We start from the raw sequence: 15,462 nt of genomic DNA, 5'->3' as shown, positions 1-15,462 counted from the left end.
GGCAACGGCAAGGCGGCCATTCTAACTGATCACCAGGGCGGAGCCTGATCCATGGCAATGCAAACCTTCGCCACCTCGCACAAAATTCTGCGGCAGGCTCGGCAAATGGAATTCTCCCGCGGGAAACTACTCAATCCGCTAGTCTTGCTCAATCTGGAAAGGGAACCATCCATGTTCGAATCTGCCGAAATTGGTCACGCCATCGATAAAGAAACCTATGACGCCGAAGTGCCGGCCTTGCGTGAAGCCTTGCTCGACGCTCAGTTCGAACTTCAACAGCAATGCCGGTTTCCGGTCATCGTCCTGATCAACGGCATCGAAGGGGCCGGCAAGGGGGAGACCGTCAAGCTGCTGAACGAATGGATGGACCCGCGCCTGATCGAGGTCCGTACCTTTGATCAGCAAACCGACGAGGAACTGGCACGACCGCCCGCCTGGCGTTACTGGCGGATGCTTCCGGCCAAAGGCCGCATGGGGGTTTTTTTCGGCAACTGGTACAGCCAGATGTTGCAGGACCGTGTTCACGGGCTGATTAAAGACCCAAGGCTCGACCAAGGCATCAATGCTGCCGAACGACTGGAGCAGATGCTCTGCGATGAAGGCGCGCTGATCTTCAAATTCTGGTTTCACCTGTCCAAAAAACAAATGAACGCGCGCCTCAAAGCCCTGGCGGATGATCCGCTGCACAGCTGGCGCATCAGCCCGCTGGATTGGCAGCAATCGAAGACGTACGACAAATTCGTAAAATACGGCGAGCGCGTGTTGCGTCGCACCAGTCGTGACTACGCGCCCTGGCATGTGATCGAAGGCGTTGACCCGCATTACCGCAGCTTGACGGTGGGCAGGATTCTGCTTGAGGGCCTGCAAAACGCTCTGAAACGTCAGACGATTCACCCCGATAAAGTCAGCGCCGCACCGTTGCCGCTGAGTGTCGATCATTTGAACCTGCTCGACAGCCTGGATTTGACCCAGCATCTGGAAAAGGACGATTACGAGGAGCAGCTGATTACCGAGCAAGCCCGATTCTCCGGGCTGATGCGTGACAAGCGCATGCGCCGCCATGCCTTGGTGGCTGTGTTCGAAGGCAATGATGCGGCGGGCAAGGGCGGTGCGATCCGTCGGGTTGCGGCAGCGCTGGATCCACGTCAATACAGCATCGTGCCGATTGCTGCGCCAACTGAAGAGGAGCGGGCACAACCCTATTTGTGGCGTTTCTGGCGGCACATCCCGGCCAGGGGCAAGTTCACCGTGTTCGATCGTTCGTGGTACGGCCGAGTACTGGTGGAGCGTGTCGAAGAGTTCTGCCCACCGGCGGACTGGTTGCGGGCCTACAGCGAAATTAATGATTTCGAAGAGCAGCTCACCGACGCCGGAGTGATCGTGGTCAAATTCTGGCTGTCCATCGACAAGCAGACGCAACTGGAGCGCTTTCAGGCCCGGGAAGAGATTCCATTCAAACGCTTCAAGATCACCGAAGACGACTGGCGCAACCGCGAAAAATGGGACGCCTACCGCGCGGCAGTTGGCGACATGGTCGACCGCACCAGCACCGAGATCGCGCCCTGGACCCTGGTGGAAGCCAATGACAAGCGCTGGGCCCGGGTTAAAGTCTTGCGCACGATCAATCTGGCGCTGGAAGAAGCCTTCGAAAAATCCGACAAGAAGGCAAAGAAACACAAGGATTGAGCCGATGGCTGCGCATACGCGAGGTGAATGATTGTCGCAGTCGGTGAAGGGGTGGACTTATGCTCAGTCCACTCTCAACCGACAACAACAATGAGGTATGCCATGCGTGAAGTGGTGATCGTCGACAGCGTGCGGACCGGCCTGGCCAAATCCTTTCGCGGCAAATTCAACCAGACCCGCCCCGACGACATGGCGGCCCATTGCGTCAATGCGCTGCTGGCCCGCTCAGGCATTGATCCGGCCAGTGTCGAGGACTGTATTGTCGGCGCCGGATCAAACGAGGGTGCCCAAGGGTTCAATATTGGACGCAACGTCGCCGTGCTGTCCCGTCTGGGCATAGGCACTGCCGGCATGACCCTCAATCGCTTCTGTTCGTCTGGCTTGCAGGCGATCGCCATCGCCGCCAACCAGATCGCTTCGGGTTGCAGCGACATTATCGTCGCCGGTGGTGTCGAGTCGATCAGCCTGACCATGAAAAGTGTCAACACTGACAACCTGATCAATCCGCTACTGAAAGAGCAGGTACCGGGGATTTATTTTCCGATGGGCCAAACCGCCGAGATCGTCGCTCGTCGATACAACGTCAGCCGCGAAGAGCAGGACCGGTATGCGTTGCAGAGCCAGCTGCGCACCGCCCAGGCTCAGGCTGCGGGATTGTTCGATGACGAAATCGTGTCGATGGCGGTGAAATACCGCGTTGAAGACAAGGCGACCGGCCAGGTGCAGATACTCGACGGCATCGTCGATCGTGACGATTGCAATCGCCCGGATACCACGCTGGAAAGCCTGGCCGGGCTGAAGCCGGTATTTGCCGAAGACGGTTCGGTAACCGCGGGCAATTCTTCACAGCTCTCCGACGGCGCTTCGATGACTCTGGTGATGAGCCTGGAAAAAGCCCTGGAACTTGGGCTCAAACCCAAAGCCTTCTTCCGTGGTTTTACCGTCGCCGGGTGCGAGCCTGACGAGATGGGCATCGGCCCGGTTTTTTCGGTGCCTAAATTGCTCAAGGCCAAGGGTTTGCAGATCGCCGACATTGATCTGTGGGAACTCAACGAAGCGTTCGCGTCACAGTGCCTGTACAGCCGTAACCGGCTGGAAATCGACAACGAAAAATACAACGTCAACGGCGGCTCGATTTCCATCGGCCATCCTTTCGGTATGACCGGGTCGCGTCAGGTCGGGCATCTGGTGCGTGAGTTGCAGCGGCGTAAACTGCGTTACGGCGTTGTGACCATGTGCGTGGGTGGCGGGATGGGCGCGACGGGGTTGTTTGAGGCGGTGCTTTGAGTCTCGAAAGATTTGTGTTGCCTGCTCAATAGCCATCGCGAGCAGGCTCACTCCTACAGGGATTTGGTGTGCGCCGATGATCCAGTGTGGGAGCCGAGCTTGGTCTGGGCGGCATTCCGACGATGGCAGCGCCCCGGTCTACCGCCTGGCACTTAAATTCTGCATCCGCTCGATATACGCCTGAATCTCCCGCGCCGCTTGCTCGGGGTTTTCGAACGGCCCTTCCTGGGTGTTTTCCCGGGTACTGAAATACAACTCCCCATTGATTCGACATATCCGGTCGCTGCGAAAGTGCGTAGCGGGGGCGTTGTCCTGGGCGCGCATGCCGTACATGGAGTTCTCCTGACGCTGTATTCCTGTGGGCGGATCCAATCAGCTTATGTCTGAACCTGTTGAAGCGCCCGACCATCTGATCGACGGCTTAGGCCCGTCAGACGAAACGACCTGCACAGTTGCATTCGCGGCCGGGGGGTAACTGTCCCTGTGTGCGGTCAGGCGTTGCGCCTAGAATGACGGTTCTCGCCAATTGGCTTCGGGGTTCGCATGCACATTTCATCGGGTCGCTGGGTATACGGTCTGTTCCTCGCCTTGCTGACCGCAGTGCTGTGGGGAATCCTGCCGATCAAGCTCAAGCAAGTGCTGCAGGTGATGGATCCGGTCACGGTCACCTGGTTTCGCCTGGCGGTTTCCGGCGGATGCCTGTTCATTTATCTCGCGGCAACCAGACGCCTGCCGAGCTACAAAGTGCTCGGTCCCCGCGGTGGGTGGTTGGTGTTAATGGCCGTGCTCGGCCTCGTCGGCAACTATGTGCTGTATTTGATGGGGCTTAACCTGCTCAGCCCGGGCACTGCGCAGTTGGTCGTACAGATGGGGCCAATCATGTTGTTGATCGCCAGCCTGTTTGTGTTCAAGGAACGCTTTAGCGTGGGGCAGGGGATTGGCCTGCTGGTACTGCTGATCGGTTTTGCATTGTTTTTTAACCAGCGTTTGAGTGAATTGCTCACTTCCCTGACGGATTACACGGCCGGCGTACTACTGGTGTTGTTGGCGTCCACGGTCTGGACGTTTTATGCCCTGGGGCAAAAACAGCTGCTGACGGTGTGGAATTCGTTGCAGGTGATGATGGTGATCTACCTGTTTTGCGCGGCATTGCTGACACCCTGGGTGCATCCGCTGGAAGTAATGCAACTGACGCCGCTGCAAGGATGGCTGTTGCTGGCGTGCTGCATGAATACCCTGATTGCCTATGGCGCATTTGCCGAGGCGTTGGCCCATTGGGAAGCGTCGCGGGTCAGTGCGACCCTGGCGATTACACCCCTGGTGACCTTTGTCGCGGTGGCGTTCGCGGCCTGGATGTGGCCGGAGTATGTGCACGCTGAAACGATCAATGGCCTGGGGTATGGCGGGGCGGTGCTGGTAGTGCTGGGCTCGGCGCTGGTGGCGTTGGGACCTTCGTTGATTGCAGGACTGAAAGCGCGGCGGGTGCGGATGGCGGTGGGTCGTTAGGCCGCGTCATCGTTCATCGCGGGCAAGCCTTGCTCCCACAGAGATATGCGATCACCTGTGGGAGCGGGCTTGCCCGCGATGACTGACCGTCAGACGCCTGAAATCTCAGCCCTTGGCCCCGGCCTCCAGCATATTCTCCGGCCGCACCCAGGCATCAAACTCTTCATCCGTCAGGTACCCCAACTGCAGCGCTGCCTCGCGCAAGGTCAGGCCCTCGCTGTAAGCCTTCTTGGCAATTTCCGCCGATTTGTCATAGCCGATGTGCGGATTGAGCGCCGTCACCAACATCAAACCACGCTCCAGGTGTTCAGCCATTTTCGCCGCATCCGGCTCAAGGCCCGCAATGCAGTGCTGCTGGAAGTTGCTGCAGCCATCGCCCAGCAGGCGAATCGATTGCAGCAGGTTGTGGATGATCACCGGTTTGAACACATTCAGCTGCAAGTGGCCCTGGCTCGCGGCGAAACCGATTGCCACGTCGTTGCCCATGACCTGACACGCCAACATCGACAACGCTTCGCACTGGGTCGGATTGACCTTGCCGGGCATGATCGAGCTCCCGGGTTCGTTGGCGGGCAGTTTGACTTCGGCAAAACCGGCTCTCGGCCCTGAACCCAGGAGGCGCAAGTCGTTGGCGATTTTCATCAGGGTGACCGCAAGGGTCTTCAGCGCGCCGGACAGCGTGGTCAGCGGCTCATGGCCGGCCAGTGCGGCAAATTTATTGGGAGCGGTGACGAACGGCAAACCGGAGAGGGCCGCAAGTTCAGCGGCGATGGCTTCGCCGAAACCGTGCGGCGAATTCAAACCGGTGCCGACGGCCGTGCCGCCCTGCGCCAGTTCGCAGACGGCCGGCAGCGCGCTGCGGATCGCTCGTTCGGCGTAATCCAGCTGGGCGATGAATGCCGAGATTTCCTGGCCGAAGGTGATCGGCGTGGCGTCCATCATGTGTGTCCGGCCAGTCTTGACCAGCTTCATGTGGCGCGCGGCCAGCTCGGCCAGACCGCCAGACAATTCACTGATGGCTGGTAACAAATGCTGCTGCACGGCCTGGGCTGCCGCAATGTGCATGGCCGTAGGGAAGCAATCGTTGGAACTCTGGGAGCGGTTAACGTGATCGTTGGGATGCACGGGGGATTTGCCACCGCGCGGGTTGCCGGCCAGCTCATTGGCACGTCCGGCGATCACTTCGTTGACGTTCATGTTGCTCTGGGTGCCACTGCCGGTCTGCCAGACCACCAGGGGAAATTGATCATCATGGCTACCATCGAGCACTTCGTCGGCGGCCTGTTCGATCAGGCGGGCAATGTCGGCAGGCACGTCGCCATTACGGTCATTGACCCGAGAAGCGGCTTTCTTGATCAGGGCCAGGGCGTGCAGCACCGCCAGCGGCATGCGTTCATTGCCAATGGCAAAGTTGATCAGCGAGCGTTGCGTCTGAGCGCCCCAATAGGCTTCATCCGGGACTTCAACCTGGCCAAGGCTGTCGGTTTCGATACGGCTCATCATGCACACTCCTGTAGGTCTGATAGCGCAGTTTAGGCCGTGATCGTCCGCCGAGGTTCCATCCGTCTCGAATTTGCCTGTTAAACCCCTCTAAATAAGGCCCCACAAGGCTTGGGGTTGAGTGACACACTTTTTTAGGCGCAGAATGGACGCCCTTGGGGTTTTACCTCGCCTGCTAGAAAAGGAAACTCGATGACTCGTCTTCGTGCCATCTGTACCGCGGTTGCACTGGTTTGCGCCAGCGGCCCTGTTTTTGCCGATACCGCCAGCCACAACGCCAGTGCCGAGGCTTTCCTGACCCTGGCGCACGCTGACAAATTGGGCACTCCGGTGTACATGCAAGTGCAGCAAATGTTCGCTCAGCGCTTTGAACAAACCAAAGCACCTGAATCGAAAAAAGCGCTGCTGGAAACCTATCAGGCCAAGGCCAACGCTGCGCTTGACCAAGCCATTGGCTGGAACAAGCTGAAGCCGGACATGGTCAAGCTCTACACCACCAACTTCAGTGAATCCGAGCTCAAGGACCTGGTAGCGTTCTACAAGTCCCCACTGGGCAAGAAAGTCCTGGAAAAAATGCCTCAGCTGACTCAGCAATCGGCTCAGATGACTCAGGCCAAGCTGGAAAGCGCGGTGCCTGTGGTCAACAAGCTGCTGGCTGACATGACGGCCGAGCTGGAGCCTAAAGGCGCCGCTCCTGCCAAGAAAAAGCCGTAAGCGGAGTTCGGTATGAGCATGCAACAACGCATTGAGTCGACGCTGGGCCTGTTACAGCCCGAGCACTTGCAGGTGCTGGATGAAAGCCACATGCACAGTCGCGGGTTGCAAACCCACTTCAAGGCAGTGGTGGTCAGTCAGCAGTTCGAAGGGCTCAACAGGGTCAAGCGTCACCAGAAGGTCTACGGCACGCTCGGCGAGCTGATGGGCGAATTTCATGCGTTGGCGCTGCATACCTATACGCCTGAAGAATGGGCACAGATCGACGCGGCCCCGGCTTCGCCGACCTGTGCGGGCGGCAGCAAGCATTGAAGTGAAGGCTGAGGGACGTTGTGATGAAGGCTTTTGTGGCGAGGGGATTTATCCCCGATAGGCTGCGAAGTAGTCGAAAGATCGCAGCATTCGATGTTTCGGAACTGTTGTGATATCGAAATTCAGGACTGCTTCGCAGCCCAACGGGGATAAATCCCCCCGCCACAGAGATTGATGACAGTCCTAAAACCACACCTTTTTTGCTAGAATCCGCAACGCGCCGCTAACCCGGCGCGTTTTTTTTCGCATCCGGTTCACCCTTTACGAGGGTAGCCACCTGGAGAAACACCCATGACACAACAGATTGTCGTGGCGGCACTGTATAAGTTCGTCACGCTCGAAGATTACGTCGCCCTGCGCGAGCCCTTGCTGCAGGCGATGGTCGACAACGGCATCAAAGGCACGTTGCTGATCGCCGAAGAAGGCATCAATGGCACCGTCTCCGGTAGCCGCGAAGGCATCGACGGGCTGATGGCCTGGCTCAAGAACGACCCGCGTATGGACGATATCGATCACAAGGAATCGTACTGCGACGATCAGCCGTTCTATCGCACCAAGGTCAAACTCAAGAAAGAAATCGTCACCCTCGGCGTCGAAGGCGTGGACCCGAACAAAAAGGTTGGCACCTACGTCGATCCCGAGAACTGGAACGCCCTGATCAGCGACCCTGAAGTGCTGCTGATCGACACGCGCAACGACTACGAAGTCGCGATTGGCACCTTTGAAGGGGCCATCGATCCGAAGACCACCAGTTTTCGCGAGTTCCCCGACTACATCAAAGAGCACTTCGACCCGGCGGTACACAAGAAGGTCGCGATGTTCTGCACCGGTGGCATTCGCTGCGAAAAAGCCTCGAGCTACATGCTTAGCCAGGGTTTCGATGAGGTCTACCACCTCAAGGGTGGCATCTTGAAGTACCTCGAAGAGGTGCCGCAGGAAGAAACCAAATGGCAGGGTGACTGCTTTGTATTCGACAACCGCGTCACCGTGCGCCACGACCTCAGTGAAGGCGACTACGATCAATGTCATGCCTGCCGCACGCCGATCAGCGTGGAAGACCGCGCATCCGAGCATTACGTCGCCGGCATCAGCTGCCCGCATTGCTGGGATAAGCTGAGCGAGAAGACCCGTCGAAGTGCCATCGACCGGCAAAAGCAGATCGAACTGGCCAAGGCGCGAAACATGCCTCATCCGATCGGCTACAACTACAAGCAAACACCTTCCGAGGCTTGAACCCATGTCTGCGTGCCGCTTGCTCTATGTGATGGATCCGATGTGTTCCTGGTGCTGGGGCTTCGCGCCGGTGGCCGAGTCACTGGTCGAACAGGCGCAAGCAGCGGGGGTTGAAGTGCATCTGGTGGTGGGCGGATTGCGTACCGGTAGCGGATCGGCCCTGGAACCGACTACGCGGCGCTACATCCTTGAACATTGGCAGGCGGTCACCGAGGCCACCGGCCAGCCTTTCAAGGTTGAAGGCGCGTTGCCCGAAGGGTTTGTCTACGACACCGAACCTGCCTGCCGGGCGCTGGTCACGGCGCGTAGCCTGGCACCGGATTGTGCGTGGAAACTGCTGGGGTTGATTCAGCACGCGTTCTACGCCGAGGGCCGCGACGTCACCCACGCCAGTGTCCTGGTGGAGCTGGCGGAGCAGGCGGGTGTACCGCGTATCGAATTCGCCGCAGCCTTTGACCGGGCCGATCAGCACGCCGCCACGGCGGCCGATTTCACCTGGGTTCAGGACCTGGGGATTGCCGGCTTTCCTACGCTGTTGGCCGAGCGTGATGGTCAACTGGCTTTGTTGACGAATGGTTATCAACCCTTGAGTGAATTGTCGCCGCTGCTCAGTCGCTGGCTGGAGCGCGCCGCCTGTGCATGACTTGCCCGATGACGCGCCAGCGCCCAAGCGTGTCGATCGGCTGAGCTGGGCCGAAATCCGCCGACTGGCCCTGCAACATAAAAAATCGCTGTGGATCGCTAACGGCGTAGCCGTATTGGCGACGCTGTGCAGCGTACCTATTCCATTGCTTCTGCCATTACTGGTGGATGAAGTGCTGCTTGGGCATGGCGACACGGCACTGAAGATCATGAACCATGCACTGCCCGAAGGCTGGCAGAAAGCCGCCGGTTATATCGGTCTGATGCTGGCGGTGACCTTGACCCTGCGTTGTGGTGCATTGCTGTTCAACGTCGTACAGGCCAAATTGTTCGCTGCGCTGGCCAAGGACATCGTGTACCGCATTCGCTTACGGTTGATCGAACGGCTCAAGCGCATTTCCCTCGGCGAATACGAAAGCCTGGGGAGTGGCACGGTCACCACGCATCTGGTCACCGACCTGGATACCCTCGACAAATTTGTCGGCGAAACCCTCAGTCGTTTTCTGGTGGCCATGCTGACACTGGTGGGCACCGCCAGCATTCTGGTGTGGATGCACTGGAAGCTCGCTCTGCTGATCATGCTGTTCAACCCGCTGGTGATCTATGCCACGGTGCTGCTCGGCAAGCGGGTCAAGCACCTGAAGAAACTCGAGAACGACAGCACGTCGCGCTTCACCCAGGCACTGACCGAAACCCTCGATTCGATTCAGGAAGTGCGCGCCGGCAACCGCCAGGGCTTTTTCCTCGGACGCCTTGGCCAGCGAGCCCGGGAAGTGCGCGATTACGCGATCACCTCCCAGTGGAAAACCGATGCCTCCAACCGGGCCAGCGGCTTGCTGTTCCAGTTCGGTATCGATATTTTTCGCGCCGCCGCCATGCTCACGGTGCTGTTTTCCGACCTGTCCATCGGCCAGATGCTCGCGGTCTTCAGTTACCTGTGGTTCATGATCGGTCCGGTCGAGCAGTTGTTGAACCTGCAATATGCCTACTACGCTGCCGGCGGCGCCTTGTCGCGGATCAACGAGTTGCTGGCCCGGGCTGACGAGCCGCAATACGCAGGCGGTGTCGACCCGTTCCAGGGTCGCGACACGGTCGGCATCGAAGTTCAGGGGTTGAGCTTCAGCTATGGCGATGAGCTGGTGCTGAACCAAATGAACCTGTCCATCGCGCCGGGTGAAAAAGTCGCGATTGTGGGCGCCAGCGGAGGCGGCAAGAGTACCTTGGTGCAGTTGCTGTTGGGGTTGTACACGCCGCTGGCCGGGACGATTCGCTTCGGCGGTTCGACACAGCAGGAGATCGGCCTGGAAACGGTTCGGGAAAACGTCGCCGTGGTCCTGCAGCACCCCGCGCTGTTCAACGACACCATACGCGCCAACCTGACCATGGGGCGCGAACGCAGTGACGAGGCCTGTTGGCAAGCGCTGGAAATTGCACAGCTGCATGCCACGGTTCGTGAGTTGCCCAATGGTCTGGACAGCATCGTCGGGCGTTCTGGTGTGCGGTTGTCGGGTGGGCAACGCCAACGCCTGGCCATTGCCCGGATGGTGCTGGCGGACCCTAAAGTAGTCATTCTTGACGAAGCAACCTCTGCCCTCGACGCCGCGACTGAATACAACCTGCATCAGGCGCTGACGCGTTTCCTGAGTCAGCGCACTACCTTGATCATTGCGCACCGGTTGTCTGCGGTGAAGCAGGCCGACCGGGTGCTGGTGTTCGATGGCGGGCAAATTGCCGAAGATGGCGACCATCAGCAACTGATTGCCGATGGTGGTTTATACGCCAAGCTATATGGGCATTTGCAGCAAATGTAGGTCAGTTCCAGAGCACTTGCAGTGCGTCAGTTCCTCCATCATGTCCGAACTGTTTCATGACCACTGAGCACGACTCGCAAGGGCGCATGGTCGTCGCAATATCAACGGAGTGAATGTCTGCAGAGTCGGGATACTTTTCACGAATAATGCCGATCAACTTGCTTTCGCTGTCGAGTGACGTCGGCCGTGTCACCTGCCTCGGCGTATAGGTGCCGATGTCTTTAATAGTGAGCGGAACGGCCAATATCTTACCCTCGGGCGTCACGTTGAGGCCCGTTTTAGGGTAAATCTGATCGAAGTCGACGTTGATGTATGTCGTTTTGCCAATCCGTACGTGACTGGCGCCCAGATGCCGGAACAACGGTAAACGAGTGGTGCTGCCCTGAGCTCCGGAAACGCTGACGTAGATTTCTCTATGCCCCGTAGTCGTCGTCACTTCGGCGAATGCAATGTTTCTTGCATTGGCCGGGCGCTCACTTGCGGGCAACAGTCTTTGCAGCTTGTCCATTGAATCTTGTATTTGCAATGCAGTGTTGGGCGTGGAGGGCTTGATGGTGGGGGACAGAAACAGCGTATCGAATATTTCTACTGTTTTTCGCCGAAAAACTTCGGATGCTTCTTTGCTGCGAGTCCAGCTAGTCGCACCTGCTGGTAGTTGGGTAACAATCATTCGGGTCGAATGATCGAACATCAAGGCCTCTCCCGGGCTGGTATCCACCTTCAGCCATCGCATGTTGCCGGCAGGGTTAGACGTTGTGCCGAGCGGGATCGCGATAGCTTCCATGGTTCTCATGGCGCGCTCGACGGCCTCTATTCCGTGGATACGGGTCATGTTGTTCGCATGCAGCGAGCCAGTGTAGACCCGTAATAGTTCGTTTCCGAGTGTACCTTGGGCCATTTGGGCTGACGTCAGCCGATTGAAGACCAAGGGTCCACTCAGACTGCCGCCTTTGGGCAGCGTCGCGAGATAGTACTTGTCGGTGTTAACCCGGGTAAAAATATGAACGGCCGTTTCATCAAAGGAGGGAATCATGATAGCTCCGACCCGCTGTGTATCGGTGGCGCCCTGATAGGTACCGGGAATGTTAATGCGAGCGTAAATACCTTTTCGAAACTCGATGGTCGCGGTGAAGTTCCTGCGCGGTACCAGAGTGTGTTCGGTAAAACCCATATTTCTGAGATCACCATGAAAGCGGCGAGGTTTATTGTTGATCACCTCGTAAAGCCCGCCGTCGCGTGTGATGTATTTCTTGTTTTGCCAGATTTCCTCTACCGAGTGAATGTCGCCAAACCAAGGTGCATAACCCTTGGTTTCGTCGACCGAACCCATTGCGGGGGTCGGAGCGGCAGTTGCGCCGACGAAACTGTTGAGGCAGACGGTTTCCGGTATCACTCCACGGATACGACAAGGGACAAGTTTCAGGGCTTCGCTGTCATCGATCAAGTTGGCGCGGCGCAAGATGCCGTCGTCCAGTCGATAGGCGACGTCATCGAGATACACCGTTGTTCGACCATCCACTTCAGGCATGTCACGGACGCGTATTTTTTCCGGGATGGAGAACAAGGCATCGTCGCTGTTTTTTCCAACGGCTGGATACAAAGAAGGCCCAATGGACAGTCCATTCTCAGAGATTTTTAGTTCAGGCCCGCAAGGTTTGGCGGAAAAAGGATCGATTAGATGGTGGATCGGTTTGGTGGTCGAACCGATATTGCGTACCGGAACGTCTTCGAGCCCCCGCCAGGTAGCCAGTCGGTCAGTAGGAGAGGAAGGAATCCAGCTACCAGGATGAGTCACTTGAGGCAAGCCGCTGATAATGCCGTAGTTGTTTAATCTTGGAACTATGTTCTTTATGCCATTTAACGATGTTCTCACCAGAATCCTGACCCCCGCATATAGGCCCCTTATAAGCCCACCTGAGAGCCGTAGTGCTAACGTCGGGAGGCCATAGAAGGGAATCATGTTCTGTACTGATGAAATAAGCAGCTTTTGGGAAAGTTTTCCAAATTGCGGAAGGGCCGTCCGGATACCGGATCGGACCGTTGTTGAGATCAGCTTCACCGAACCCGATACAAACTTGCCAAGTGGTAGGGCAAATGAGAGCACATCGAAAATCAAGCCAAAAATTGCCGACACTCTCTTTTCCGGGCTACCCGAAAGCAGATCGCTGATACTTCCCCAAAATGGAATAAACCCTTTGATTTTATCTGTCCAGTGTGGGCGTGCGGCTTGTTGTTCTATCTCTGTGTCGCCTCTGGCCTGGGCGGTTAACAATTCTTCATCGTAATAGAAAAAATTGTTGGCAATGTACTGGGCAATGCCCGCGGCCCGAGAATATGTTTGCGGTGCGAGCGATGAGTATTCACTGTTTAAACGATGCAGAGGCGCTGGGAAGGTCTCGCCGAACTGATCAATGATGGCTTCGCACGTTGCATTATCTTTCGGGATACTGCCTTGTTCATGCGCTTGAAAATCAAAAGGGACTTCTTTTCCGACGCGCATGATGAAGTCCGGATCCCGGGTGGAGTGGTTCTTGCCAAGTCCCCGTGCGCGATCCGCGGGACAGTCCTGACCATTAAACATGTCAGATGAAACGTCAGCACGTTTTCGAATAGTTCCTGCGCGAGGTAAACATTCGTAGTAAAAAGTATTTGCATTGCAGGTGATCTGCAATAAAAAACCCATGCGAAGGCGAAGCGGTAGCGTTATTGCAGGTGTCTCTTGTTTCAGTTCAACCCCATCGGTCGATTTCCTCAACGTATAGATCTTCACTTCACCTTGCTCGATGGCATGCCGGTCGTCGTAGGGAAGTGACGCGAACAGGTTTTTCAATACTGTTTCATAGGCGGTTTTGGTTTTTTTCAGGTAACTATCGAACTCCAGTCGGAACAATTCGTTCGTGTCGGGCAAGGGCTTTCGCGTCGTAGTACCATCAAGCCAGGTTGCCGTGGTGGTTATCGTTCTATCAGCATTGATGCAGAGGGTGTAGCTGGTTTTGCGAATGCCATCCTTCATCGTGATGTGCCAGGATTTCTTTTGGGTCAGCCTGTGCGACATGTAGACATCCCGAAAAGAATAGATCTTGTCTGCTAGCGGTGGTCCCTTTATTAATCCACCTGTCCTGACGTGCGAGAAATCCTCAATCAATTTTCGCCCATCCCCCATGAAGGGGGTCGGGTTTCCATACACGGTTCTCCACTCCCCATTGATCCGCACTTGACTCCCCTTGAAATACTTTTCCATTTCCCGTTCAGCGATAGCTGATCGTTGCGGAGGATCGGCGTCCAGTTGAAGGATTGCGTTACTCAATGCATCTGCTTGCTCGTCGAGCGCGTTTATGGCGCGATCTACTTCCTCTTGTGAGTAGTCCGAATCGGCACTCGCAGGAATGATGCCATTGGTAATGGCCCACTCAAGGGTTGGGGGTATTCTGCTTAGCCCGATAAGCTCCAGTTGTTTTTGAGTCGCTTGCATAGCCAGCTTGATTGGAAAGTCCACCAGTTGTTGGAAAGTCATCCGCTGGGGCAATCCGGGTTCTATTGCATCGGCGAGCGAGACACCGTGGGCAAAGTTCACCCAAACCATTGAGCTTCTGTACGGAAGGCCAGAAGGAATGTTGCAAATTTGAAAGTCGCTCGGAAATTGGGGTTGGTACAAACGAGCCAGCAGGATGGCTTCAGTTGGTGACGAGGCTCGATTTGTATCGACCAGGTGCTGCTCGAACGCGGCCCAAATGTTCTGATAGCTCTTCCCCCAATTTGACTGCTGGTACCAGGCATATCCACCGATATCATTGGGCATGCTGCTTTTGGCTGCATCTGCCTGTAGAAGAATGGCCTTACTGATGAGCTTGATACTAACCGCTGGAGAGGCATTTTCATCAGGTTGCCCGCCGTACCAGTTCAAGCCTTTAAGTAGTGCGTTCCCCAGTCTTTGCGCTTCGGGGGAACGCAGGATTTTTTCGAGGACAATCATAGGCGTTAACGAAAACTGATCGGTTTGCAACGGTGGAGAAGTATTATTCGCGAGGTAAGAGAGAAGAGAGGTTTCTGTTTGTGGCAAGAATCGGTTTACGATATCAACCATGTCGCGAGTTGTAAGTTGGGCAACAATATCTTTCAAAGTTGTGGAGTCGTTGGGGCGGGTGCTCTTGATCTTTTTTAGTGCACTCCTATCGCTTCTAGTGGGTGAGCGGTATAAGGCAACAATGTCGATGCCGCCGTCCAGTTGAAGGGAGTGGCGTGCGCGTTTCTCTTTTATCGTCTTAATGGCCGTGCGGTGTTGGCTGAGGATGTCCGGATCCCAGGGAGCAATGCCATAATAATTAATCATATCGAGAAGCTGGATCTTGCCATCCGTGCGTGCTTCACCGTCCACGGTTATCGTAGAGTTAATAGTGAGCGGGGAGTGAGCATGAGGCTGTAGGAAAGTGCTGGATAAATCGGTTGATGAAATGCCGGGTCTGTTCAGATGGCTGATCATCGCGTCATAGTCCGATAGTATGCCTTCATGCTCCATTGCAACAGTACCAAGTGCGGCTTGGTCATTGCGTGAAACGTCAAGTGTCGATGTCGGTGAGTTCATGTTGATGTATGTCTCATGGTGTGAGTTCTGGTTGTTTATCGGTAAGTCTGGAGACTTGGAGAGATAAATTATTTTGCTGATGGCGAGGTTGGAGAGTGCAATAAATATTGCTTTGAGTGAGTTGGGGTTAATGCGATGGAAATTCTTAGTGTGTGGCTGTCAGGCATTGCTGAACTTTCTTTTACAGGT

At 56.3% G+C, this 15,462-nt stretch carries 11 protein-coding genes; 8 read left to right on the top strand and 3 right to left on the bottom strand.

The window, feature by feature from the left end:
- The first annotated feature begins 171 nt into the window (after positions 1-171).
- Positions 172-1,686: a polyphosphate:AMP phosphotransferase gene (gene pap, locus H7698_RS24080; protein WP_194692985.1), complete on the top strand. Its 1,515-nt coding sequence runs from the start codon at positions 172-174 to the stop codon at positions 1,684-1,686.
- A gap of 102 nt (positions 1,687-1,788) precedes the next feature.
- Positions 1,789-2,973, top strand: a complete 1,185-nt coding sequence (locus tag H7698_RS24075; RefSeq protein WP_194692984.1) for a thiolase family protein — start codon at positions 1,789-1,791, stop codon at positions 2,971-2,973.
- 138 nt (positions 2,974-3,111) lie between these two features.
- On the opposite strand, the gene H7698_RS24070 is transcribed toward H7698_RS24075, so the two are convergent.
- Positions 3,112-3,306: a DUF6316 family protein gene (locus H7698_RS24070; protein WP_162436374.1), complete on the bottom strand. Its 195-nt coding sequence runs from the start codon at positions 3,304-3,306 to the stop codon at positions 3,112-3,114.
- A 210-nt stretch (positions 3,307-3,516) separates the two neighbouring features.
- Between H7698_RS24070 and H7698_RS24065 the strand changes: the two genes are divergently transcribed.
- Positions 3,517-4,479: a DMT family transporter gene (locus tag H7698_RS24065; RefSeq protein ID WP_194692982.1), complete on the top strand. Its 963-nt coding sequence runs from the start codon at positions 3,517-3,519 to the stop codon at positions 4,477-4,479.
- A gap of 105 nt (positions 4,480-4,584) precedes the next feature.
- Here H7698_RS24065 and H7698_RS24060 read toward each other — a convergent pair whose 3' ends face one another.
- Positions 4,585-5,979, bottom strand: coding sequence for a class II fumarate hydratase (locus H7698_RS24060; protein WP_194692981.1), 1,395 nt, complete (start codon positions 5,977-5,979; stop codon positions 4,585-4,587).
- A gap of 192 nt (positions 5,980-6,171) precedes the next feature.
- Between H7698_RS24060 and H7698_RS24055 the strand changes: the two genes are divergently transcribed.
- From H7698_RS24055 to H7698_RS24035, 5 genes are all read left to right on the top strand, one after another.
- Entirely contained in the window at positions 6,172-6,693 is a 522-nt protein-coding gene (locus H7698_RS24055; protein ID WP_064676461.1) for a DUF2059 domain-containing protein, read from the top strand.
- Positions 6,694-6,705: 12 nt separating this feature from the next.
- A complete protein-coding gene (locus H7698_RS24050) occupies positions 6,706-7,005 on the top strand; it encodes a BolA family protein (protein ID WP_014337210.1) in 300 nt (99 codons plus the stop codon).
- A gap of 291 nt (positions 7,006-7,296) precedes the next feature.
- Positions 7,297-8,238, top strand: a complete 942-nt coding sequence (gene trhO / locus H7698_RS24045; protein ID WP_162436371.1) for an oxygen-dependent tRNA uridine(34) hydroxylase TrhO — start codon at positions 7,297-7,299, stop codon at positions 8,236-8,238.
- Positions 8,239-8,242: 4 nt separating this feature from the next.
- Positions 8,243-8,881: a DsbA family protein gene (locus tag H7698_RS24040; protein WP_162436370.1), complete on the top strand. Its 639-nt coding sequence runs from the start codon at positions 8,243-8,245 to the stop codon at positions 8,879-8,881.
- Entirely contained in the window at positions 8,874-10,691 is a 1,818-nt protein-coding gene (locus H7698_RS24035) for an ABC transporter ATP-binding protein (RefSeq protein WP_194692980.1), read from the top strand. Before H7698_RS24040 ends, H7698_RS24035 begins: the two co-directional genes overlap by 8 nt.
- Position 10,692: 1 nt before the next feature.
- Here the strand turns inward: H7698_RS24035 and H7698_RS24030 are convergent, their stop codons facing one another.
- On the bottom strand, positions 10,693-15,273 hold the full coding sequence (locus H7698_RS24030; protein WP_194692978.1) for a deaminase domain-containing protein: 4,581 nt from the start codon (positions 15,271-15,273) through the stop codon (positions 10,693-10,695).
- Positions 15,274-15,462 lie beyond the last annotated feature (189 nt).

Origin of the sequence: Pseudomonas sp. p50(2008), assembly GCF_015351605.1 — a bacterium.
Classification (GTDB): domain Bacteria; phylum Pseudomonadota; class Gammaproteobacteria; order Pseudomonadales; family Pseudomonadaceae; genus Aquipseudomonas.
Note: the sequence above shows the minus strand (reverse complement) of the source record. Positions and strands in the feature narration are given on the sequence as shown.

What these genes read in the sequence shown, in the direction of transcription:
- pap (WP_194692985.1), top strand. Translation starts at nt 172, where the DNA reads ATGTTCGAATCTGCCGAAATTGGTCACGCCATCGATAAAGAAACCTAT.
- H7698_RS24075 (WP_194692984.1), top strand. Translation starts at nt 1,789, where the DNA reads ATGCGTGAAGTGGTGATCGTCGACAGCGTGCGGACCGGCCTGGCCAAA.
- H7698_RS24070 (WP_162436374.1), bottom strand. Translation starts at nt 3,306, where the DNA reads ATGTACGGCATGCGCGCCCAGGACAACGCCCCCGCTACGCACTTTCGC.
- H7698_RS24065 (WP_194692982.1), top strand. Translation starts at nt 3,517, where the DNA reads ATGCACATTTCATCGGGTCGCTGGGTATACGGTCTGTTCCTCGCCTTG.
- H7698_RS24060 (WP_194692981.1), bottom strand. Translation starts at nt 5,979, where the DNA reads ATGAGCCGTATCGAAACCGACAGCCTTGGCCAGGTTGAAGTCCCGGAT.
- H7698_RS24055 (WP_064676461.1), top strand. Translation starts at nt 6,172, where the DNA reads ATGACTCGTCTTCGTGCCATCTGTACCGCGGTTGCACTGGTTTGCGCC.
- H7698_RS24050 (WP_014337210.1), top strand. Translation starts at nt 6,706, where the DNA reads ATGAGCATGCAACAACGCATTGAGTCGACGCTGGGCCTGTTACAGCCC.
- trhO (WP_162436371.1), top strand. Translation starts at nt 7,297, where the DNA reads ATGACACAACAGATTGTCGTGGCGGCACTGTATAAGTTCGTCACGCTC.
- H7698_RS24040 (WP_162436370.1), top strand. Translation starts at nt 8,243, where the DNA reads ATGTCTGCGTGCCGCTTGCTCTATGTGATGGATCCGATGTGTTCCTGG.
- H7698_RS24030 (WP_194692978.1), bottom strand. Translation starts at nt 15,273, where the DNA reads ATGAACTCACCGACATCGACACTTGACGTTTCACGCAATGACCAAGCC.